General features: G+C 48.3%; 22 protein-coding genes. 20 read left to right on the top strand and 2 right to left on the bottom strand.

Annotated features, from left to right (window positions below):
• The first annotated feature begins 5 nt into the window (after positions 1 to 5).
• The 8 genes from FS628_RS02825 (at position 6) to FS628_RS02790 (ending at position 9,444) form a co-directional block, all read left to right on the top strand.
• Positions 6 to 554 (top strand): WXG100 family type VII secretion target, encoded by a 549-nt coding sequence (locus FS628_RS02825; RefSeq protein ID WP_145318696.1) that lies wholly within the window; start codon positions 6 to 8, stop codon positions 552 to 554.
• Between the two features lie 183 nt (positions 555 to 737).
• Positions 738 to 1,013, top strand: coding sequence for a WXG100 family type VII secretion target (locus tag FS628_RS02820; protein WP_017689071.1), 276 nt, complete (start codon positions 738 to 740; stop codon positions 1,011 to 1,013).
• 158 nt (positions 1,014 to 1,171) lie between these two features.
• Entirely contained in the window at positions 1,172 to 3,250 is a 2,079-nt protein-coding gene (locus FS628_RS02815; RefSeq protein ID WP_145318692.1) for a hypothetical protein, read from the top strand.
• Between the two features lie 217 nt (positions 3,251 to 3,467).
• Positions 3,468 to 4,220: a vWA domain-containing protein gene (locus FS628_RS02810; RefSeq protein WP_145318689.1), complete on the top strand. Its 753-nt coding sequence runs from the start codon at positions 3,468 to 3,470 to the stop codon at positions 4,218 to 4,220.
• 10 nt (positions 4,221 to 4,230) lie between these two features.
• Entirely contained in the window at positions 4,231 to 5,073 is an 843-nt protein-coding gene (locus FS628_RS02805; protein WP_145318686.1) for a hypothetical protein, read from the top strand.
• Between the two features lie 188 nt (positions 5,074 to 5,261).
• Entirely contained in the window at positions 5,262 to 6,068 is an 807-nt protein-coding gene (locus FS628_RS02800; protein ID WP_145318684.1) for an SDR family oxidoreductase, read from the top strand.
• 142 nt (positions 6,069 to 6,210) lie between these two features.
• On the top strand, positions 6,211 to 8,730 hold the full coding sequence (hrpB, locus tag FS628_RS02795; RefSeq protein WP_145318682.1) for an ATP-dependent helicase HrpB: 2,520 nt from the start codon (positions 6,211 to 6,213) through the stop codon (positions 8,728 to 8,730).
• Between the two features lie 108 nt (positions 8,731 to 8,838).
• Entirely contained in the window at positions 8,839 to 9,444 is a 606-nt protein-coding gene (locus FS628_RS02790) for a general stress protein (RefSeq protein WP_145318680.1), read from the top strand.
• 116 nt (positions 9,445 to 9,560) lie between these two features.
• Here the strand turns inward: FS628_RS02790 and FS628_RS02785 are convergent, their stop codons facing one another.
• On the bottom strand, positions 9,561 to 9,962 hold the full coding sequence (locus tag FS628_RS02785) for a YidH family protein (RefSeq protein WP_145318677.1): 402 nt from the start codon (positions 9,960 to 9,962) through the stop codon (positions 9,561 to 9,563).
• A gap of 62 nt (positions 9,963 to 10,024) precedes the next feature.
• Between FS628_RS02785 and FS628_RS02780 the strand changes: the two genes are divergently transcribed.
• The 7 genes from FS628_RS02780 to FS628_RS02750 all read left to right on the top strand — a co-directional run bounded on the left by FS628_RS02780 (position 10,025) and on the right by FS628_RS02750 (position 16,284).
• A complete protein-coding gene (locus tag FS628_RS02780) occupies positions 10,025 to 11,173 on the top strand; it encodes an acyltransferase (protein ID WP_145318673.1) in 1,149 nt (382 codons plus the stop codon).
• Positions 11,174 to 11,541: 368 nt separating this feature from the next.
• Positions 11,542 to 11,916, top strand: a complete 375-nt coding sequence (locus tag FS628_RS02775; protein WP_145318670.1) for a helix-turn-helix transcriptional regulator — start codon at positions 11,542 to 11,544, stop codon at positions 11,914 to 11,916.
• A gap of 2 nt (positions 11,917 to 11,918) precedes the next feature.
• Positions 11,919 to 12,926, top strand: a complete 1,008-nt coding sequence (locus FS628_RS02770) for a Gfo/Idh/MocA family protein (RefSeq protein ID WP_145318667.1) — start codon at positions 11,919 to 11,921, stop codon at positions 12,924 to 12,926.
• Between the two features lie 265 nt (positions 12,927 to 13,191).
• The gene (locus tag FS628_RS02765) at positions 13,192 to 13,632 is read left to right on the top strand and encodes a ribonuclease (protein ID WP_145318664.1); all 441 of its coding nucleotides are present in this window, start codon (positions 13,192 to 13,194) and stop codon (positions 13,630 to 13,632) included.
• Between the two features lie 14 nt (positions 13,633 to 13,646).
• Positions 13,647 to 13,922 carry a barstar family protein gene (locus FS628_RS02760; RefSeq protein WP_145318661.1) on the top strand — a complete coding sequence of 92 codons (276 nt, stop codon included), beginning with the start codon at positions 13,647 to 13,649 and terminating at the stop codon, positions 13,920 to 13,922.
• Positions 13,923 to 14,167: 245 nt separating this feature from the next.
• Positions 14,168 to 15,457 carry an MFS transporter gene (locus FS628_RS02755; protein WP_145318658.1) on the top strand — a complete coding sequence of 430 codons (1,290 nt, stop codon included), beginning with the start codon at positions 14,168 to 14,170 and terminating at the stop codon, positions 15,455 to 15,457.
• 134 nt (positions 15,458 to 15,591) lie between these two features.
• Positions 15,592 to 16,284, top strand: a complete 693-nt coding sequence (locus tag FS628_RS02750) for a winged helix-turn-helix domain-containing protein (protein WP_145318655.1) — start codon at positions 15,592 to 15,594, stop codon at positions 16,282 to 16,284.
• 190 nt (positions 16,285 to 16,474) lie between these two features.
• Here FS628_RS02750 and FS628_RS02745 read toward each other — a convergent pair whose 3' ends face one another.
• Positions 16,475 to 17,041, bottom strand: coding sequence for a TraR/DksA C4-type zinc finger protein (locus FS628_RS02745; protein WP_145318652.1), 567 nt, complete (start codon positions 17,039 to 17,041; stop codon positions 16,475 to 16,477).
• Positions 17,042 to 17,241: 200 nt separating this feature from the next.
• Between FS628_RS02745 and FS628_RS02740 the strand changes: the two genes are divergently transcribed.
• The 5 genes from FS628_RS02740 (at position 17,242) to FS628_RS02720 (ending at position 20,966) form a co-directional block, all read left to right on the top strand.
• Positions 17,242 to 17,619 (top strand): DivIVA domain-containing protein, encoded by a 378-nt coding sequence (locus tag FS628_RS02740; protein WP_024630343.1) that lies wholly within the window; start codon positions 17,242 to 17,244, stop codon positions 17,617 to 17,619.
• A gap of 42 nt (positions 17,620 to 17,661) precedes the next feature.
• Positions 17,662 to 18,096: an Rrf2 family transcriptional regulator gene (locus tag FS628_RS02735; protein WP_145318648.1), complete on the top strand. Its 435-nt coding sequence runs from the start codon at positions 17,662 to 17,664 to the stop codon at positions 18,094 to 18,096.
• A gap of 37 nt (positions 18,097 to 18,133) precedes the next feature.
• Positions 18,134 to 18,631, top strand: a complete 498-nt coding sequence (locus FS628_RS02730; protein WP_145318645.1) for a metallophosphoesterase family protein — start codon at positions 18,134 to 18,136, stop codon at positions 18,629 to 18,631.
• 251 nt (positions 18,632 to 18,882) lie between these two features.
• Positions 18,883 to 19,797, top strand: a complete 915-nt coding sequence (locus FS628_RS02725; RefSeq protein ID WP_145318642.1) for a sugar phosphate isomerase/epimerase family protein — start codon at positions 18,883 to 18,885, stop codon at positions 19,795 to 19,797.
• The gene (locus FS628_RS02720; RefSeq protein WP_076330735.1) at positions 19,794 to 20,966 is read left to right on the top strand and encodes a Gfo/Idh/MocA family protein; all 1,173 of its coding nucleotides are present in this window, start codon (positions 19,794 to 19,796) and stop codon (positions 20,964 to 20,966) included. Before FS628_RS02725 ends, FS628_RS02720 begins: the two co-directional genes overlap by 4 nt.
• Positions 20,967 to 21,140: the final 174 nt, after the last annotated feature.

Genomic DNA, 21,140 nt, shown 5'->3' with positions numbered 1-21,140 from the left:
GGTAAATGCGCATTCGTGTGGAACCGGATGTGCTTCGGGCACTGAGCAGGCAGATTCAGTATGCAGCGGAGCAAATACAGCAAAAGATGACAGTGTTGGATCAGGCGATTCATTCGCTGGAGTGGGAGGTTGAATCCCGTGCAGCGGTGATGAGTGAATGGAATCACAGTAAAAGACTGGGCGAGGATGCGCTCCGTCGTTTGATGGACTTGAGCGTACAGCTGGGACGCAAAGCGTTGTTATTCCAGCAGGCAGACATGGAGTATCGTTCCGTGCTGAGTCATGTGAACACAGCCTATGGTAATGCGGTCAATATGCTGAATGTTCTTCAGAACAATCGTACAGGAGAAATCATGCCTGCACATTCTGCAACTGTAGCAGTAGTATCCGATCCCCTTTCCGCAATGGCGGCGGTATATCGTGTACAGGATGCCGCGCCGCCTGATGGCTCCCCGGCTACACTGGTGCAGGCCATGCAGCCTGAGCCTGTAGCATGGAGATTCACAGATCCTTCCTTTCGGGGAAGAAGAGGAACCGAGCCTGTGGTCTCCTAAAAAGGGAGAATAAATGGACAGCAGAAAGTGAATTTTTTTGTAAATAGGCTGTTAGGAGAAGTTTCAAATGCTGAAAATGGGGTAAATAGGAGTAGGTCCTTCGGCTTTTGTCCGATTGATCCTGGTATAGTACAATTTGAACAAGTAAAAAATTAATTGCACAAACCAAGGAGGAATTTACCAATGGCAGGACGTATTTTAGTTACCCCAGAGCAGCTTGATCAAGTTTCTAACCAATTTAAACAAAGCGGTGAGCAAAGTCAGCAAATCGTATCTACATTGACTCAATCCATCACAAGCATGGAAGGACAATGGGAAGGTATGACAAAACAACGCTTCTTCCAGGAGTTCCAAGAAGCTAGCAAACAAATGCAATCATTCGTTCAAACGCTGAACAGCATCAGCGCTGAACTTACAGCTATTGCTAACAAATTCCGTACAGCTGACCAAGCTCGTTAATCTGCTTTACATAGATCAGGCCGATTTGAAGTCTGAATTCGCCCTGAATTATAGGTGGGTAGCAAGCTGAAGATGTACAACTACAGCAAAAACCGGGCGTTTTCACAACACCCGGTTTTTGTTGCAACTATGACACTAGGACAGAGAGAGGGATAAGCATGTCTTTTCAACCAAATCCCGGGGATGAAGTGGTGATTAACGACATTGCCTATACGATTGGGCAACATCCGGCTGCGCCGGGTCTGGCTTACGCCCAAGCCGGAAGGCAGGGGATTGTTTATCAATTGATACCCCGTAATGGTTCCATTCATGGGTCCAAAGCACTAAAAGTATTTTTTCCTAAATTCCGTATACCGGCTATGGTATATCAGTCTGAGCATATGGAGTCCTATAGTGAACTGCCAGGTTTGCAGGTATGCAAGCGTGATGTGCTCACTCCGGAAAGAAACGGAGCGCTCATTGGAAAACATCCCGATCTGTTATATGCGGTATTGATGCCATGGGTGCAAGGTCAGACCTGGTTCGACGTGATCAGTGATCAAAGACAGTTGACGGCAGAAGAGAGCCTGAAGCTGGCCAGAGCGCTTGCCGGAACGGGTTCGGCGATGGAGCAACGCGGATTGGCTCATTGCGATATGTCCGCACCCAATGTAATGATTCCGTTTTTTTCCGAAGTGGAGAACCTGGGGAAGACGTCTGCGGTAGAACTCGTGGATGTCGAGCAGATGTACGGTTCCAAGATGGATCGTCCGGATGCCCTGCTTGCCGGGTCACCCGGTTATGCGGCCCATCGAACAGTGCACAGCGGTTTGTGGAGTTCGTATGCTGACCGATTTGCCGGAGCCGTAATTATTGCTGAGATGTTAAGCTGGTCAGACCCGGTTATTGTAGAGAAAGCTTGGGGCGAAAGCTATTTTGACCAACATGAAATGCAGACGGTGAGTGAACGCTATTATGCAATGCGGGAGTCACTGGAGAAGCGTTGGGGTTCGAAACTTTCCGATCTGTTTATTCGCGCCTGGGAAAGTCACGATCTGAGCAGTTGTCCGACGTTTGGTGAGTGGTATGTCGCACTGGCGGCGGTAGACGTCCATCAGGCTCATGCTGCTGCGGCTGCGACCTCAGAAGAAGAGGTTGCTGAGCAGCCAGATGCTGTGAATAGTAATCTGAAAAAAAGCTCAGAACCAGCAAGTGAAACGACGAATGTTCAAGAGGGGAACAACTCTCAAACACAACAATCTCCTGATCAGGAAGCGGTTGTGAATCGTTTATTCCTGCAAGCAAGAGCCCTTGAGGATGAAGACAAGCCGGCTGCTGCATTGGAAGTGTATCGTTCGCTGTATCATTTTATTCCGCATAACAGTGCGATGCAGATGGAAGTAGAGGCTGCAATCAAGGAACTGGATGCCAAGCTCCATCCAAAAGAGGATACAAGTAAGCCTGTACCAGTCCCTTTCTACAGATCCAAAAAGTTCATGATCTCTTCTGCTGTGCTGATTGTATTGCTGGCAGGAACCGTGCCAACGGTCAAAATACTCGCGGATCAGGCAGAGGTGAAGCAGAAAGAACAACTGGAAGCTACACGACTGGCAGAGGTCAAGGCTGCAGAAGACGCTGAAGCTGCGAAGGCGGCAGCGCTCAAACAGCAGGAAGAACAAGAAAAGCAAAAGGCTGCGGAGGCCGCAAAACTGGACGCAGAGGAAAAGAAAAAGCTTGCTGAAGCCAAGAAAAAGGAATCAGAAGCGAAGAAAAAAGAAGAAGAACGCAAGGCACTACAGGCCAAGTATGACAAGCAGGCAAAATATGAAGCCTATCTGGTGAAGCAGGAGCAGCAGAAGAAAGAAGCTGCCAAGAAAGCACAGCAGGAGAAGTATGATAAACAGGCAAAATATGAAGCTTATCTGGTCTGGAAAAAAGAGAATGATGCCAAGCTTGCAAAACAGGAAGCGGAGCGCAAGGCAGCAGCTGAAGTACAGCGTCAGCAGGAGATCGCTCGGGCAGCTGCGCTCAAGAAAAAACGTGCCGAGAATGTGGTCACGCTGATTGCTCATTACAATAAAACGTATAATGCGCAAATAGGCAGAAAAATTGAAAATGCGGAATCGTATGCCCGTGATTTCAAAAATCTCTACAATACCGATGCTGCCTATTTCAAAGGTGTCGGCAAAGTAGCGGCTCGAATGAGTGCCATTAACAAATTCCTGAGCAACAACAGCTACACGTTGCCCAACCTATAGTACGTTTTCAAAAAAGTCGGTTTTCAGTACCGAGAAGATGGGATGAAGATAGAAATGGAGTAGCAGAGCGTAGGGAAAACTACGTGAGCAACGGACATTTCGGCTGAATTTCATATTCGATGCTGAGGATGCCTACAGGCATCCTTCGTAATCAAAAGCGGACTTTTTGAACAACTTCTTATAAAATAACGTGAACGACGGAGGTGGCTCACCCTAGATGAACTACACGATTCAAGCATCACAGCGTACACCCGCACTTATTATTTATTTAATTGATATTAGCGCCTCCATGAATATGGTTCTGGAAAATCGTCGGCGGATTGACGTTGTCTATGATGCACTATCACTTGCAATCCGCCAAATGGTGTTTCGGTCCACGAAGGGAAATCGTCTGACACCTCGCTATCGCATAGCGATATTAGCATATAGTGATGATGTATATGACTTGTTGAACGGAATCAAAGGGATTGACGAAATCGCTGCAGTCGGTTCGTTGCCTGACCTGACACCGAGACGGTTTTCGGATTCTGCGAAGGCTTTCCTACAGGCGGAAAAGATTCTACAGGCCGAAATTCCGAATATGCAGGATTGTCCTGCGCCGCTTGTATGTCACATGACCGATGGGGTGGCTACAGGTGAAGATCCCGAGCCCATTGCCAAAAGAATCATGGGCATGAGTGTGCCGGACGGCAATGTGTTGGTCGAGAATATTTTTATATCCGATCATCTGCTGGAAGGGCCGATTGCTGAACCTAGAAGATGGAAGGGCATCTCTCCGGAAACGAATCTTCAGGATGAGCATGGAGAGAAGCTGCGCAACATGTCATCCGTCCTGCCCGAAAGTTATCGGGAAATGCTTGTTGAAGCTGATTATTTGCTTGCTCCCGGTGCACTCATGATGCTGCCAGGTACCTGTGCAGAATTGGTATCGATCGGGTTCCAGATGTCCGCTGCTACGCCTGTGAGATAGGAGGGGAATCATGAGAGCGATGCGATTGGCAACATTGTCTGCTGGTGATAAGGGGGGCCATGTCGAGCAACGGCATGGCAACTTTCGGTATGTGAGTGTGCAGACCGGAGAACAGCCATTAACTCGTTATCAAGGTGCATTCAAGTGCAGATATGGTTACGGCAGAGCCGCAGAGACGGTTAATCAGGGTGATTCCGGACAGGATTTTGCTGCGGTCCGCATGAATGGGAACGTCTGCAATTTTGTATTATGTGATGGAGTAGGCATGAGTTATCTGGGCGACTTTGCAGCACGGTTTCTGGGAAATGCTTTGCTGGATTGGCTGGAAACGACGCAGCACCCGACGGTTGAGGCCGTGGAACGTCTTCTTCATGATCTGACCCTTCCTGCATCCGAGCAACTGGAGAAATTACAACCACTGGAAAGTTCCCCTCTGTTGCTGCGTGAAGTATTAATGGAAAAGCGAAGCCGTGGGAGTCAGGCCATGTATGTCTGTGGGCGGATTGAGCTCACGGGAGGAGGACGCAAAAGCCGTGTATGGTTAGCGTGGCAAGGAGATTCACGTATTCGCCTTTGGCGCAATAATCAGGAACAGTCTGACATGTTCCAGGCACATTGCAAAACGAATGAGCGTTGGTCTACACTTGATGGTCCCGTGGGTGGCAAGCCGCACATCTATGAGACGAAAGGTACAGCAAGTGACTCGCTACGTCTTCAGTTATATACAGATGGACTGAACGACCTGGATGCGATCCAGGCCTACGTGCCTGATGAACACATTCAGGTATTGCTGGATGCTACACATACGGGTGGTCTTGAAGATGATGCCGCTTTCATTGAGTTGGAATGGTGAACTGCCGGACACAAAGTGTTGGATAGACCTGATGTAGCCGTAACAGTGGTGAAGATCAACTGTGAAAAAACTTGCTGGTGTTGATTTAAAAGACACTCTTTTTGGGTAATATTGTGAAGAATTGACTTTAACGATGAGCTTGACCTTACATTCTTACATAATTGCTAAATTGAAGGAGTGGATGGATAATGACACAACATAACGGCAAGTCACGGTTTCAAGGCAAGGTGGCGATTATTACCGGAGCAGGCTCAGGAATTGGGAAAGCCACTGCGGTTAAGTTGGCCAAGGAAGGTGCACAAGTTGCACTGTTTGATCTGGTGAATGATCGGATCTCGGAAACGGAAACAGAGATTAATGCGGTGCATCCAGGTGCGGCGCGAGCATTCGATGTTGACATTTCCGACCCGTCACGTGTGGAAAAAGCAGTACTTGAAACCGTCGAGTTATTTGGCGGGTTGGATATTGTTTTTGCCAATGCGGGCATTAACGGTGTATCGGCACCGATTGAAGAGATTCAGGTTGAAGATTGGCAGCAGATTATTACAACCAACCTGGATGGCACATTTTTCACCGTTAAATATGCATTGCCTCACTTGAAAAAACGGGGTGGCGGCAGCATTATCATTACAAGTTCGATTAACGGCAATCAACGCTTTTCAAGCTTTGGTATGTCGGCGTACAGCACATCCAAGGCAGGGCAGGTTGCTTTTGCGAAAATGGCGGCGCTTGAGCTCGCGAAGTTCAAGATACGTGTAAACGTGATCTGTCCAGGAGCAATTGCGACCAATATCGATCAAAGTACGGTCAAAACGGATGATCTGCAACAGATCATTATTCCAATGGAGTTCCCGGAAGGCCAGCAGCCACTTGCAGATGGACCGGGTCAGCCGGAACATGTTGCGGATCTGGTAAGCTTTCTCGCTTCGTCTGAATCCAGACATATTACGGGAGCAGAGATTGTCATTGATGGTGCTGAATCACTGCTCAGCTAAATAGGTATGTTGCGTAATTTCATGATGCTAAATAAGTGTGTCTCGGATAGTCGTTCCTCTGGAACGGCTTTTTTTGTTATAATGCTAACATTCGAACAGTGATACTGAAGAGCAGTAGGGTACATTCATTAGGAGCGATAATATGCATATAGATTTACCGATACAAGAGATTATTCCGGAGTTAAGACAGTTATTTCGGGATCAGGATACAGGTGTGTTAATTGCAGAACCGGGTGCGGGAAAAACGACTGTCGTACCGCTCGCTATGCTGGAGGAGCCGTGGGTTGCCGGACGGAAAATCATTATGCTGGAGCCCCGAAGGCTGGCCGCACGTTCAGCTGCGTCGAGGCTGGCGGCTTCGCTTGGGGAAAAGGCTGGGCAGACCGTAGGATATCGGGTACGCATGGATACACGGGTGAGTCAGGCGACACGCATTGAAGTTGTGACAGAAGGCGTGTTGACCCGGATGTTGCAGCAGGATCAGGGACTTGAGGACACGGCGATGATTATATTCGACGAATTCCATGAACGTCATCTACATGGGGATCTGGGTCTGGCTCTAGCATTGGAATCGCGAGCGATGTTGCGTCCGGATCTGAAGCTCCTGGTGATGTCGGCAACCCTTGATCCTGTTCCCGTGTGCGCATTGCTTGGCGAAGATACAAGATCAATTCACTGTCCGGGACGTACGTTTCCGGTGGAAACACGATATGTGCCGAGACCAGCAGCTATGCAGCTGGAACAATTCACGGCTCAGACCATAGTCAAGGCATTGACCGAACAAGAGGGGGACGTGCTTGTTTTTCTTCCTGGCGCTAAAGAGATACACCGTACAGAGCGGGAGTTATTGCAGGGTTCTCTTCCTGCACATGTGAAAGTTCATTCTCTGTATGGCAGTATGCCGGTGGAACAACAGGATGAGGCTATACGGCCAGCCGCTGAGGGGTCGCGCAAAATTGTGCTCTCCACCTCCATTGCTGAATCCAGTCTCACACTCCCTGGAGTTAAGATTGTGGTAGACGCGGGGCTGAGTCGAGCATCGGCATTCTCGCCGCGTACAGGCATGAGCAGACTTGTCACCCAGCCGGTGTCCAAGGCGTCAGCCGATCAACGACGGGGGCGTGCAGGGCGAATCGCCCCAGGGGTGTGTTATCGGCTCTGGAGCGAAGAAGTCCATGGCGGGCTGCCCGAGGCAACTCGGCCAGAGATCACTTCCGCGGATCTTGCGCCGCTGGCGCTGGAGCTTGCCGTCTGGGGTGTTCAGTCCCCAGCAGAGCTGCAATGGCTGGACACCCCGCCTGACGCCGCCTACGGCCAGGCACAGGCGCTGCTGCGCCAGCTGGGCGGCCTGGACGACGCAGGCCGCATCACGCCCTTCGGGCGGCGGATGAACACGCTGGGCGTGCATCCGCGACTGGCCGGCATGCTGCTCCGCGCGGCGGAGCTTGGGCTGGCCAGCTACGCCAGCATGCTGGCGGCACTGCTGCAGGAGCCTGCCGGCCTCCGCAGCAGTGGAAGTGCAGGCGCGGGCACGGACCTCCGCCCGCGCGTAGAAGCGCTGCTGACCGCGGACAGCAGCGGCATGCCGCAAGCGGCAGCGGCTGTCGCAGACGGCGCGGCCGTGCGGCGCATGCTCCAGGAGAGCCGCCAGCTGCGCTCGGCGCTCGGCCCCGCGGCCGATCCGGTGCGGCCGGATGAGGACAGCTGCGGATTGCTGCTGTCCTTTGCCTATCCGGACCGGATCGGGCAGCGCCGGGAGGACGGCCGCTATCTGCTGAGCAGCGGCCGCGGCGTACGGCTCGCAGCGACAGAATCGCTGAGCCGTTCAGCTTATCTGGTCGCAGCCGAGGCAGACGACCAGGGCGCAGATGCGCGCATCCTGCTGGCTGCGCCGTTGCAGGAGCATACATTGTTGCAGGCAGGCCAGCACCTGCTGCACAATGAAGTGCAAGTGGCTTGGGATTCCAACACTCGGAGTGTGCGGGCACATAAGAGACTACGGATCGGAGCCATTGTAATTAAAGAGAGCAGTATTGCACAGCCGCCTGAAGATCAGGTGCTCGAAGCACTGTTAAGCGGAATACGAATGGAAGGTCTGGATTGTCTGCCCTGGAACAAAGCATCCAGACAACTTGCGGACAGGCTGCGCTTCCTGCATCTCCATCTACCCGAGTGGCCAGACCTGATCGAAGATGATCTGACCGAAGAGCTGGCAGAACATCTCACACCTTATCTGACAGGCATGAGATCTGCAGCCGACCTGAAGAGATTATCGATGCATGATGTACTGCTCGGTGGACTGAGCTGGGCTCAGCGACAACAACTGGACGATGAAGCACCAACTCATATACAGGTGCCCAGTGGTTCCCGTATTCCCGTGGACTACAGCCGTCCGGAAGATCCTACGCTTGCGGTAAGACTACAGGAAATGTTTGGACAACAGGAGACGCCTCGTATAGCTGGAGGGCGAGTTCCGTTGACCATCCACCTGTTGTCACCAGCCCAGCGACCTGTACAAGTCACGCGAGACTTAGCTAATTTCTGGCGAGAGACATACTTTGAGGTTAAAAAAGATCTGAAAGGCCGTTATCCGAAGCACTATTGGCCGGATAATCCGCTTGAAGCAGTCCCGACCAACCGAGCCAAACCACGGGGGAAATGATGAATTAATTTGTCTTTTCAGATTAGTATATGGATTGCAAGCGTTTGAAAGAAAACAGGGCGGGTAATAACATAGCGAACCACTCAATAAGATGAGGAGGGATTTACTATGCAGAAGAAAATCGTAGGTGTGTTTAATACAGAACGTGAAGCATCGCAGGCTATCGAGGGTCTGAAAGCACAAGGATTCACTTCAGACGAAATCTCCGTGGTTACGCAAGATCGGGATGAACTGAAGGCGATTCGGGAAGAGACAGGGACGAAAGCCCCTGAAGGCGTGGCTGCTGGTGCAGCAACAGGTGGTGTACTTGGTGGCGTAGCTGGTCTGCTCGCAGGTATCGGTGCACTGGCCATACCCGGCATAGGTCCCATTCTGGCCGCAGGCCCCATTGCAGCAGCATTTACCGGTGCAGCTGTAGGTGCGGGAGCTGGTGGACTGGTGGGTGGATTAGTAGGTCTTGGTATTCCGGAAGAGGATGCCAGACAGTATGAGGAGTATGTACAAAATGGTAAAATCCTGCTGCTCGTAGATTCTACGGATCGGGACTCCGATGTGTACGATGTGTTCAGCGGCAACAGTCAGATTAACCGAGACAGAGCCGAAGCAGCTCATCGCGGAGATGTGCCTGCCGAACGTCCGGATCTGGACATGGAAGAACGCAGATTGGAAGCCCAAAGCAAGGCAGCTCGATTGGGTAATAATACTTTCCTGTAAATAAAATGACATATATGATCCACAAGATGGTCATTAGCCGGTTTCCTTAAGGGAAGCCGGCTTTTGTCCCTGTGTTATAGTTGTACATAATAAATGACGGTGGTGTTTTTACCCAGTCAGGCAGGGAATAACAATACATACAGCAGAATAGCCAAAGCGAGTCCTATCACCAGAAGCATCATGGTAAGAAACCGGATTAATCCGGTCGATGCCTGAAACGTCTGTTCATTGATTTGTGTACGCTTCCGATGATAGGCCGCTGCCGAATATAAAATGATGGATATACCGCCAACCAGAGAAGTGATACCTGTGATAATCGCGGCAATGTGCGCAAGACGGTCATAAGCCGAGGAATTGAAGCCAAATCCTGCAGCAAGAAAACCGATGCCTGCCATGGCAATACCGGTGCGTACCCATGCCAGAAAAGTTCGCTCGTTAGCCAGATGTTGCTGCACATACTTGGAGTCGATAGTGGTTAACTCCTTGTCAGTTAAAGAAATATGAATCACTCCGTTCATCAGATCTACGGCTTCATTGTACTTTGTTTTTATCGTAAAACCAAGAAAGGACGGCTGAATGTATGCCTCGCAGAGAACGTATTACAGAAATTGAGAGCTTGAGGGGAATAGCCTTTGCAGCAGTGGTTCTCCAGCACTCCATTGCACATTACTCCCTTGTACCGGAAACGAGACTGGAGGATGGCGTGTTATTGGCTATACTGCTGATGCTCTCCAAATTTGCAGTTCCTTTGTTCATATTCATAACAGGTATGGTGCTTTTTTATAACACGGGAGACAAGCTGCATTATGGCCAGTTCATGAGAAAAAGAGTAACCGATGTCATCGTTCCTTATCTTGTCTGGTCACTCATCTACTTTACACTTGCACCGCGAGGCTGGACCGGATTCGGATGGAATGACATCCCAGACCTTGGCCTGAAGCTGATTACTGGCAAAACAACTTCACACTTCTGGTACATTATTATGCTGATCCAGTTTTATCTGTTATTTCCGCTCTTCTTGCGAGCCATTCGTTATGTATATAACCGATATGAGGCCAAGGGCCGCATGTTTGCGCTGCTGATTACGGGTGCTGTGTATCTGGTGCTTGCAGATCAATTAGGTAACATCGCCAGATTCATGGAATGGCTGAATATCCCGGTACTGACGGATGCTTTTACAACGTATGCAGACCGCAATTTCCTCTATTTCTTTATTTATTTTGTGCTTGGTGCAGCGGCGGGATTATCTGTCCAGCGCTGGAATGAATGGATTCATCGGTTACGTTGGGTATATTGGACGATGTTTATTGTGCTGGGTCTTCGGTTTACATATTTATTAATGCTGGAGTTTCAGAAGCCGGAGGGAATCAAAATTACGTTTTATACGGTCAGCCTGATCCGTCCTGATATGGCACTCTTTCTAATTGCTTCGATTATGGTCATGTATCAACTGGCTGGTAAGTTGCATAATTTCAAGGCTATACAATTGCTTGGATGGATTGGTGGTGTATCGTACGGCGGATATCTGATGCATATGTTGATGCTGCGGTACAGCTACATTCCGGATGAACTGTTTTATGTCGCTATGGGCTGGAACCCTGTCGTTCGAATGATCATCACCTGGTTGTTGGCTCTCGCCTTATCCTGTGTGCTGACATGGCTCATCTCCCGCGTAAGCTGGGGTAAATGGATTGTGGGAACCGTACCAAAGTCTGTTCGCAATAAATGAATATATCAACATATGAAAAATTCATAACAAAGTAAAGGCATAAAGGAAGTATTGCAGAAGCACAGGCACACCGATGCGAGCAAAATTGCGAGCGTTGCATCCTTGTGTTTAATACATGGAATTGGCATGGCTCATATTATCTCCTGGATATACCGACTTTTAAGGTTATTTTAAAATTTCATTACATGAAAAATTCACAAAAGTAAACCTGTTACTGTGCTTCCTCTATGTTGGTGCGTATTCACACCATTACTTTCTCGCCCTCTTATAAGATCGATAAAAGGGAGGCAAAGCGGAGAAAGATGGCAGAACCCGAACATAAGTTTTATAATACTAGATATATAGGTTCTGACAGGAGGGGTATGAACGTGGCTTTTATGATTGCACAACGGGCATTTATCAAGCTCTATCTGATTACGATGGTTGAACAGCACAGGGGGTATGGTTACGAGATGCTGGAGGCGATGAAGCAGGAATTCAAAGACTACGGTTATGTACCACCCCAGAGCGAAGTATATCGGGCATTACATGAATTGGTACAGCAGGGTGTATTTTATCGCACGAAGAAGCTGAAGGGCAGTGATCCAAAGGTCGATTTTCAGGAAATCGTTCTATATCACTTCACGGATGATGGTGCGGAGAAAGCTGAATTATACAAGAAACAGGTCAAAACGGATCTGGATCGTTGTCTCGGCATGTTACACAAGGCAGATGAGGACAATTACGGTACGAAAGGAAGATGAGCATGAACAGACAGTTACAGTGGGGTGTACTCGGTACGTCAACCATTGCCAAAAATGCAGTCATTCCGGCGATCCAGCAGTCTGAGCGTGGTGAGGTGTTGGCGATTGCCAGCCGCAGCAAAGAAAAGGCGGAAACCCTTGCCGAAGAACTCGGCATTGCCAGAGCGTATGGCAGTTATGAAGAGCTCATCGCTGATCCGGACATCGAAGCCGTCTACATTCCTTTGCCTAACCATATGCACAAAGAATGGACCATTAAAGCTGCACAGGCTGGCAAACACGTGTTGTGTGAGAAACCTGCTGCCCTGAATGCAGATGAATCGGCAGAAATGATTGAGGTATGTCATCAGCAAGGCGTTCTATTTGCAGAAGCGATTATGTATCGATATCATCCCAAGCACAGACGTGTACAAGAAATTATAGCCAGCGGGGAGATTGGCACTGTCAGAGCCATCCATGGTAACTTCACCTGTAATACCGCTGATGATAAGGAGAATGTAAGATTCAAAAGAGAGATGGGCGGCGGATCTTTATTCGATCTTGGCGTATATCCGATCTCGGCGGCCCGGATGTATCTGGGACAAGAGCCGGAAGCGGTGACAGTACACGCTCTATTTTCGGACGAGCATGATGGAGTAGATATGATGGCCTCGGGACTGGTAGAATTTCCGAATTCGGTAGCCTTAACCTTTGACTGTGGCATGTGGGCTTCAGGAAGAGCAGAGATGGAGATCCTGGGTACGGATGGGCGAATCGAACTGCCAAAAGTATTTGGCTGGGAGAACAGTGATATTCCACCTCAGATTATTGTGCACACGGATTCGGTCAGTCGTGAGGAACGTGTATCGGTATCCAATTCCTATGTGCTTCAGGCGGAGACGTTTGCAGCTGCTGTACTTGAAGGAGAAGCCTTGCCTTTCAGTCCGGAAAATACCATTCAGAACATGCGTGTCATTGATGCGTGCCTGGAATCGGCACGAACTCGTCAACGTGTGCAGCTGATCGATTAGACCCATTCAAACCAAACATACTAGAACATGTAGACTCCATATTTAGATATGAGAGTCTTTTTTTTCTGTCTTAAAATGTTGTAAATATAATATTTTACAATTTAAACTCCTTGATTTGATATTTCTACCAAAATGGTGTGATATAAATAGTCATGAGATGACTTGTTTACTATAATCTAGCAGAACATCCAACTAGAGCGTTGCGGCTTACAGAACACATATCGTGACAGGTTCATCTACTTCGAAGGATCGGGAGGCCGAATTAATGAAAAGATTACTATCAACCGCTGTACTGGCATTGTTGTTAACGTTCGTTTTCCTCACAGGTTCACAGCTCACTCCAGTTCCACAGCAGAAGGCATCTGCTGCAACATGTACCATTATCAATACGTTTACGGGTGTAGCAAACTATTTGAGTGCAAACGGAACGTTACCATGTAACTTTATTACCAAATCACAGGCAACCGGACTCGGCTGGGTAGCGTCAAAAGGAAACTTGGCTGTCGTCGCTCCCGGGAAAAGCATCGGCGGAGACACATTCGGTAATCGGGAGGGTCTTCTGCCCGCAGCAAGCGGACGTACATGGCGTGAAGCGGATATCAACTATACTTCCGGTTTCCGTAATTCGGATCGGATCGTGTACTCCAATGATGGACTCATCTACAAAACGACAGACCACTATGCATCATTTACACGGATGAAATAAAGGAAGGAACAGCCATGAATATTGTGATTCTGGATGGACAAGAATTTGCTAGTAGCGCTGAACTTCATCAGCAATTAAAGGATAAGCTGCATCTGCCGGATTTTTATGGCGGTAATCTCGACGCTTTGTGGGATTGTCTGACGGGTACGATTGAATTTCCACTTGAGCTAAAATGGACCAACTACCGAATCAGCCAAGAACGACTGGGGAATGAAGCAGACCGGGTACGCGATCTGATGCTCGAGGTACAGGCTGAGCAGTCCGGATTTCAATTGCGTGTTGAGAAGTAGGGAGACAATGAAGGCAGTTCTAATACGATTAGCCCAACCTAACAGACCACATGTGGTCTGTTTTTTGTGTATAGGAAGTGGATCAAAAGGTCCGCTGTTGCTTACGAATCATCTGAAAGAAGAGCGAAATTTCACTTTTCTTACTTATCGTTAAAATTATTTTCACGGAGGTATTGATTTCTGCATAACTTACGTTAAAATAAAATTAACATGAAAAATATTTTAACGTTAGGGAGTGGAAAGCCATGAACGATAGCACAGCAGTTGGCAAACAAGGTATAGGTGAATTAATACGAATCAGGCCTTACATGCAGTTTATGCTTAGTAAAGTTGTATCCAGATTTGGTGATTCCATTGATTCGATTGCATACAGCTGGATGGTATATATTCTAACCGGTTCGAAAGTGCTGATGGGTACGCTGCTGGCGGTGAATTTCTTGCCCAATATCCTCCTGGGTCTGTTCGCCGGTGCTTTGGTTGATCGCATGTCTCCCAAAAAAGTGATTGTGACTACCAATACCGGTCGCGGGTTGTTCGTGGGTATTACAGCCCTATTGTTTGGACTGGGGCAACTCGAAGTCTGGCATCTGTTTGTCATCACGATTCTGAATTCTTTGCTGGAATGCTTCACTGTTCCTGCTGAAGTGTCCAGTGTGCCCAGATTGCTCCCCCAATCGATGCTGCTCTCTGGTAATGCCATGTCGTCTTCCGCAACCAGAGTGGCAGAGCTCGCAGGACTTGCAGTGGCGGGTGCACTCATTGCCACAATAGGCATTGCCTGGACGATCCTGATTGATGCTGGGTTGTTTGCACTAAGTGCTTTAATTATGAGCAGAGTAGGCTATCCTGAACCATCAACATCTGCTAACAGTGAAGATAAAACATCAAATGAAATAGATTCTCTTCCATCCTCAAAAAGTAGTATATTCTCCGAAATGGCTGAAGCTTTTCATTTTCTCCGTAAACATGCCTTATTGTTAATCGTCTCCATCCTGTTTGCCTTCGTTAATTTCTGTCTGATGCCGTTCAATGTTCTCCGTACACCCTATGTCATTGAAACGCTGCATGCAGGTGCGTGGGGATTAAGTCTGCTCAGTGGGTTGATGGTGGGAGGCATGTTGCTTAGTGGTGTATGGTTGACACAAAGGGGAGCGAATTATCGTAAAAGTGTGCTTGTCATCAGTGGGGTAGTCATGTTGGGCCTCAGTTATGCGATGACGGCACTCCCGGCGTATATGACGTCCTTCCAATTGCCGGTTGCCGCTACCTTTTGTCTGCTGATGGGGATGGGCATTCCACTGGCTACGACACCGCTGGCTACCTATCTTATGGAGGTTACCCCTTCCGAAATGCTGGGCAGAGTGTATGCCCTTCAGAGTATGCTTGTCCTGAGTGTCGCACCCCTTGGGAGTTTGGCTTCGGGAGCGCTTGCAGATTGGATGACCATGCCTGTTCTTTTTATCGTCTTTGGTATTATGCTTGCCATGTCAGCAGGTATGCTGCTCCTAAGCAAAAGTTTTCGAACGGCTTTGTAAAGTACATTCAGAAGCGATTATTATCCGATTTTATGTAGCATGCCAGCTCCGGCTTGTTTTGACCGAAGCCCTGATGCAGCGGTATAATAGAGGCATCGATGGGCAACAGGTACCCCGGAAATGAGGATACAGGGATGCAGCACAAAGTTCTTTCCACAATTGAAGAAATTAAAATCTACTCCGATCCGTATCGGATACAGATTATGAATATGTTTAATAAGCAGGGCAGGGCCTCTACGGTCAAAGAGATCGCCGATCAGATGGGTGAGGTGCCCGCCAAAGTGCACTATCATGTGAAAAAGTTGGAAAAAATCGGTCTGCTTACTATCGTTTCCACGCGTGAGATTAATGGGATTATTGCGAAATACTACGAACCATTCACCGGAGAGATCCATCTTCGTCACGAAGATGAAGATAAGGAAAACTCACCATTGAAACAGGTGTTTCGGTCCGAAACGCTCAAGTTATTGAGTGAGATGTTTGAACAGAGTCGTCAGCGATTCATGCATCAGGCGGAAAACGAAGATCGGATGTTTCTTTCGGACATCACGCTGTATGCAACCCGTGAGGAAGTAGAGCAGTTGTATAAAAATATCATTAAACTCTGTGAACCCTATACAGCGAAAGAGAATCATCAAGGGGAACATGAGGTCTTTCAGTTATTTTCTGCTCTCTCTAAACCGTTAGAGAAAATACCTGCATCTAAGACAGATGCAAAAGAGAAAAAGAAAGCTACGTCCGGTAAGGCCAAATCAACTTCGAAGACGTCTCGATCTGTTTCTAAGCGGCAGGAATCTGCGTCGTCTGGCAGTGGGTCAGAAGAATAAACGGACAGAATATAGGGGTTCAGCGTTATCGCTGGAAGCAAGCAAAGGCAAACGTGAGAGACTGCTTTGGAGAAAACTAGAAAAAGCCGCCAATGGCGGCTTTTTAATGCGTGACAAGAAAGGCTAATAGTGGAGCATCCTAATGAATCGAATTCAATTTTGACGCTTACCGTTTCAGTTCATAACGGTGTTACATGTTCTCATCATAGCCCTTCACATCACGTTTGGCTGCGGTTGCGGGGGAGTTGGATGTACCATATTCTTCTACTGCTTCCCAAGCATCCGCGTTGTCGAATTTGCCGGCGTTCTGCTGTCTTCCTTCTCCAGCACCACTTGGAGGCATGGTCATGACCTCTTCTTCAACGGGCCGATCGTTGCTGATCTCCCGGTTAGGCGTGTCGTCAATACAGTAAGCCGTATATGGGATTGCCTCAAGGCGTTCGAAAGGAATATCTTCTCCGCACGTTACACAGGTTCCGTATGTACCTTGTTCCATACGTTCCAATGCGTCGTTCACTTGATTGAATTCGTCTGTTAATGTATCGTCGATCGCAAGATCACGGCTGCGTTCAAATGTTTCTGTACCGGCATCTGCCGGATGATTGTCATAGGAGGACAACTCACCGGTTGAATCTTTCAGCGACTCGACTGGAGCACCGTCTTCCATGCTGGATTCAAAATGACGCTGCAAGTTTTCGCGTTGCTCCAAAAGGGCGTTTTTCAGTTCTTGACGTTGATCTTGGGTTAATGTACTCATAAGGACATGCTCCTTTCCCATTGTGGGGTGTAGTGTGTCCTTACCCGATTTGGATGAAAAGCAATCATTTTCGTCAGAAAAAGGGTCGTATCGTTTTATATCTGACGGATTATGTGTTATAAAAAATAGAGAGAGAAAATGCCGTATATTTTTCACTGGAAAAAGGAAGCACGGCTTGGCTTATAATGGAGGTTGTCAATATGGATGAACATATGAAACGAAGATTGGATAAACAAAGACAATTGTTCAAACAATTGGGTGTACAGCTAGATGCGTTATCGATTCATGAAAAACAATTCAATTATAAACTTCGTGGTTATGATCCGGATGAGGTGGATGCTTATCTTGATCTGGTCATCAAAGATTACGAACGTTTCTATGCCAATATTGCAGATCTGATGGACAAATGGCAAGAACAGCAGTTAACGATTCGGGATCTCAAATCGTCCGCGAAACCGGTGGAAGATCCGACCAAGATTGATCGTAAACAGCTGGATGATATTGTGAAACAACTGGAATACAGTGTGCGACAACTCAAGATCAGAGCACGTCCCGAACAGGATCTGTTCTCTGAATAATGTGAGTATGTCTGAGATGATATTAAATAAAGGTGGTTAATCATGAGTACTCATTTTTCGGTCAGTGTGCATTGTCTGTTGTTATTGTCACTCAGCGCGCCTGAACGAATCACGTCTGCACATATCGCAGGTAGCGTGAATACCAACCCTGTCGTCGTCAGACGTATTCTGGGCGGGCTGAAAAAGGCAGGATTAGTGAACTCTTCTCCTGGAACAAGAGGCTTCTATCTGGCGAAGCCATCAAGTGAAATCACATTAGCCATGATCTATCAGGCTGCCAAGGATGAAGGGCCACTGTTCCCGATTCATGGTAATTGTAACCCGGATTGTGAGGTGGGCTTGCATATTGACAGCCTGCTGACTAATCTGTATCAGGTTGCCGAGGCCAAGGTAGAGCAGTTCTTCGCATCCATTACGCTTGAAGATATGGAGCGTTCCAGTTCCCAGATGCAAGCTGTCTCATCGCAGACAGAGTAAATTGTAGTAAAGACTTAAAGGAAAGGTGGGTTGTCATATGAAAATTGTAGTCATCTCCGACACGCATTGTTCACGAAAATCACGCAAGTTACCTGCGCGGCTTCTTGATGTACTGCCGAGTGCCGATCTCATTCTTCATGCTGGTGACTGGTCGGATTGGAGTGTACACCCATTGCTTAGTGAGTATGCACCGGTTGAAGGGGTAGCAGGTAATACGGACCCGTCTGAAATCGCTGAAAAACTCGGGTATTCCCGCATTGTTGAAGTAGAGGGACTTCGTCTGGGTCTTGTTCATGGTCATCAAGGCTCAAAGGGTACGGAGCAGAATGCGATTCATACCTTTGCAGGCCAACGGGTGGATGCTGTGATCTATGGACATTCACACATTCCGGTGATGCATACCGTAGACAACATGTTGGTATTTAATCCTGGATCGCCTACGGATCGGCGTTTTCAAAAACAATATTCATTCGGGATTATGACGATCGATCAGGGTAAAATACAGGCTGAGCATGTGTTCTTTGACCGGGATTAGAGAAATTTGCGGGTTACTAACTATAAACGTTTAAAAGGCATCTTTGAACAGAAGCGGATTCTGTTTCAGGGGTGTCTTTTTGACTTTATGGTCATTTCATCTCTTGGGAGTTATCTCTGAATGGGGAATGTGCTCTGTTCGTTATCTGTCATTCATCTGTTGGCGTTTTCCCCTATGGTCACGTTCAGTGTGGTGATACAATGCCTTTACGACATGAATTGAATACGTTTACATAAGGAGATGGAACATAGATGAAATTGTCTGTATTCACCGTAGCTACCCCAGATTTGAATGCAGAAGAGTTGGCATCAGCTGCAGCAGCAGCCGGGATCGATGGAATCGAGTGGCGTTTTCGCGGAGTTCCTGAAGAAGCGATATCCGAGGAACCTTCTTACTGGAGAAATAATCGATGCTCGGTAGATCCAAGTCGCTGGGAGGAACAGATTCCTGTTTTCCGTGAAGCGGCGGTAAGCCAAGGTAGAAGATCCATTGCACTCGTACCGTATCTGAACTGTGGAGATCTGTCTGCTACAGAGCAGGCGTTTCAGGCTGCGGCTGGATTGGGAGCATCTATGATGCGTGTGGGGGTTCCCGGATATGATCGCAAGACCAGCTATCCTGAGTTGTATCGTAAAGCCGTTCATTATCTGAGTGAAGTACAGGACCTAGCCAAACAGTACAAGATCAAGGCCCTTGTAGAGACGCATCATCAGACGATTGCACCGACAGCTTCGCTGGCCTATCGACTTGTGCAATCGCTGGACCCGCAGCATGTTGGTGTACTGTACGATCCAGGGAACATGGTACATGAAGGATACGAGAATCATCGGATGGGACTTGAGTTATTGGGCCCTTATCTGGCTCATGTGCATGTGAAGAATGCCGGGTGGTTTGAACCAGAAGGGAAAGATTCGCAAAAGGCTAATGTGACTGAGAAGAGCAGCGGAGTGGCTCTGAATACAGCCTGGAAATGTCACTGGACGCCGTTGACTGAAGGCATGGTGGATTGGGTACAGATGTTCCGGGATCTGAAAGCCGTCGGATATGACGGATACTACGGAATTGAGGACTTTAGTGGTGCCTTGGAATCCAAGGCGATGTTACAGCATTTTGCAGACGTTTTCGCCGAAATTGAGCGTCGTGTGGACGAGGAGGAGCAGTCATGAGTATCGTACGAGTAGCGGTGATTGGTATAGGAAACATGGGAGCAGCACATGCCAGAACGTTGGTGGCTGGAGAAGTACCCGGTGCAGAGCTGGTCGCCGTATGTGATGTAAGAAGAGAGATGGAGAGCTGGGTATCCAGTCATCTTCCGGCAACGGTCACCTATTGGCAGGATGCTGAGCAGATGATGGCTTCGGGTACGATTGATGCAGTCATTATTGCAACGCCGCACTATGATCACCCGGAACAAGCCATTCAGGCGTTCCAGCATGGCTTGCATGTCATGATTGAGAAGCCAGCCGGCGTGTATACGAAACAGGTACGCAAGATGAATGAAGCGGCCGCAGCCAGTGGCAAAGTCTTTTCCATGATGTACAACCAGCGGACCAACCCACTCTACATTAAACTGAGAGACTTAATCGCTTCGGGAGAACTAGGAGAGGTACGGCGCACCAACTGGATTATTACGAACTGGTATCGATCCCAAAGTTACTATGATTCCGGCGGCTGGCGGGCAACTTGGGCAGGTGAGGGTGGCGGTGTACTGATTAACCAAGACCCCCATCAACTGGATCTGTGGCAGTGGACCATCGGCATGATGCCGGTGCGAATGCGTGCTTTCTGTTCGTTTGGCAAGTATCGGAACATTGAAGTGGAAGATGATGTAACAGCTTATGTAGAGTATGAAAATGGAGCAACAGGTGTCTTTGTAACGACTACTGGTGAAGCACCGGGTACGAACCGATTTGAGGTCAACGGAGACCGAGGTAAAATCGTGATCGAAGACGGAAAACTTACGTTCTGGCGACTTCGGGAATCTGAACCTGAATTCAATCAGCGGTTTACCGGAGGTTTTGGACAGCCAGAATGCTGGAAGTGTGAAATCCCGATTACAGGTGTGGAAACGGGGCACCCGGGTCTGATTCGCAACTGGGTTGATGCGATTCGTACAGGCGCACCACTTATTGCTCCCGGTGAGGATGGTATACACGGATTGACATTGTCGAACGCTATGTTGCTGTCCACCTGGACGGATAACTGGGTGGATCTACCGATCGATGAGGATCTGTTCTATGAGCATCTGCAGGAACGCATTGCTGGTTCAACGACGAAGAAAGACAAGGCATTCAGTGGCAGTCAACCTGCTGATCTGAGTCAGACGTTTAAATGAAGACGATTTGTTATATAAGTTGAACTAATCATTTACACGTAACGGAGAGGACAGAAAAAACCTGGAAAGCGAAGCGTTCGCCTTTATCTCCGGATTTTCCCCTTTGGAAAAGGGAATCAAAAAATCTGGGGATAACAGCGATTGGAAGGTTATTCTGTCATCGTAGTGTCTGTG

Origin of the sequence: Paenibacillus xylanexedens, from assembly GCF_007676705.1 — a bacterium.
In the GTDB taxonomy this organism is placed as follows: domain Bacteria; phylum Bacillota; class Bacilli; order Paenibacillales; family Paenibacillaceae; genus Paenibacillus; species Paenibacillus xylanexedens_C.
The sequence above is the reverse complement of the archived record's forward strand: the minus strand, read 5'-3'. Positions and strand labels throughout refer to the sequence as shown.

Bases quoted from the DNA above. Each gene is read 5' to 3' on its own strand.
- FS628_RS02765 (WP_145318664.1), top strand. From the start codon at position 13,192: ATGAAAAGATTACTATCAACCGCTGTACTGGCATTGTTGTTAACGTTC.
- FS628_RS02800 (WP_145318684.1), top strand. From the start codon at position 5,262: ATGACACAACATAACGGCAAGTCACGGTTTCAAGGCAAGGTGGCGATT.
- FS628_RS02750 (WP_145318655.1), top strand. From the start codon at position 15,592: ATGCAGCACAAAGTTCTTTCCACAATTGAAGAAATTAAAATCTACTCC.
- FS628_RS02735 (WP_145318648.1), top strand. From the start codon at position 17,662: ATGAGTACTCATTTTTCGGTCAGTGTGCATTGTCTGTTGTTATTGTCA.
- FS628_RS02730 (WP_145318645.1), top strand. From the start codon at position 18,134: ATGAAAATTGTAGTCATCTCCGACACGCATTGTTCACGAAAATCACGC.
- hrpB (WP_145318682.1), top strand. From the start codon at position 6,211: ATGCATATAGATTTACCGATACAAGAGATTATTCCGGAGTTAAGACAG.
- FS628_RS02745 (WP_145318652.1), bottom strand. From the start codon at position 17,041: ATGAGTACATTAACCCAAGATCAACGTCAAGAACTGAAAAACGCCCTT.
- FS628_RS02725 (WP_145318642.1), top strand. From the start codon at position 18,883: ATGAAATTGTCTGTATTCACCGTAGCTACCCCAGATTTGAATGCAGAA.
- FS628_RS02805 (WP_145318686.1), top strand. From the start codon at position 4,231: ATGAGAGCGATGCGATTGGCAACATTGTCTGCTGGTGATAAGGGGGGC.
- FS628_RS02740 (WP_024630343.1), top strand. From the start codon at position 17,242: ATGGATGAACATATGAAACGAAGATTGGATAAACAAAGACAATTGTTC.
- FS628_RS02780 (WP_145318673.1), top strand. From the start codon at position 10,025: ATGCCTCGCAGAGAACGTATTACAGAAATTGAGAGCTTGAGGGGAATA.
- FS628_RS02820 (WP_017689071.1), top strand. From the start codon at position 738: ATGGCAGGACGTATTTTAGTTACCCCAGAGCAGCTTGATCAAGTTTCT.
- FS628_RS02790 (WP_145318680.1), top strand. From the start codon at position 8,839: ATGCAGAAGAAAATCGTAGGTGTGTTTAATACAGAACGTGAAGCATCG.
- FS628_RS02825 (WP_145318696.1), top strand. From the start codon at position 6: ATGCGCATTCGTGTGGAACCGGATGTGCTTCGGGCACTGAGCAGGCAG.
- FS628_RS02810 (WP_145318689.1), top strand. From the start codon at position 3,468: ATGAACTACACGATTCAAGCATCACAGCGTACACCCGCACTTATTATT.
- FS628_RS02760 (WP_145318661.1), top strand. From the start codon at position 13,647: ATGAATATTGTGATTCTGGATGGACAAGAATTTGCTAGTAGCGCTGAA.
- FS628_RS02815 (WP_145318692.1), top strand. From the start codon at position 1,172: ATGTCTTTTCAACCAAATCCCGGGGATGAAGTGGTGATTAACGACATT.
- FS628_RS02720 (WP_076330735.1), top strand. From the start codon at position 19,794: ATGAGTATCGTACGAGTAGCGGTGATTGGTATAGGAAACATGGGAGCA.
- FS628_RS02770 (WP_145318667.1), top strand. From the start codon at position 11,919: ATGAACAGACAGTTACAGTGGGGTGTACTCGGTACGTCAACCATTGCC.
- FS628_RS02785 (WP_145318677.1), bottom strand. From the start codon at position 9,962: ATGAACGGAGTGATTCATATTTCTTTAACTGACAAGGAGTTAACCACT.
- FS628_RS02755 (WP_145318658.1), top strand. From the start codon at position 14,168: ATGAACGATAGCACAGCAGTTGGCAAACAAGGTATAGGTGAATTAATA.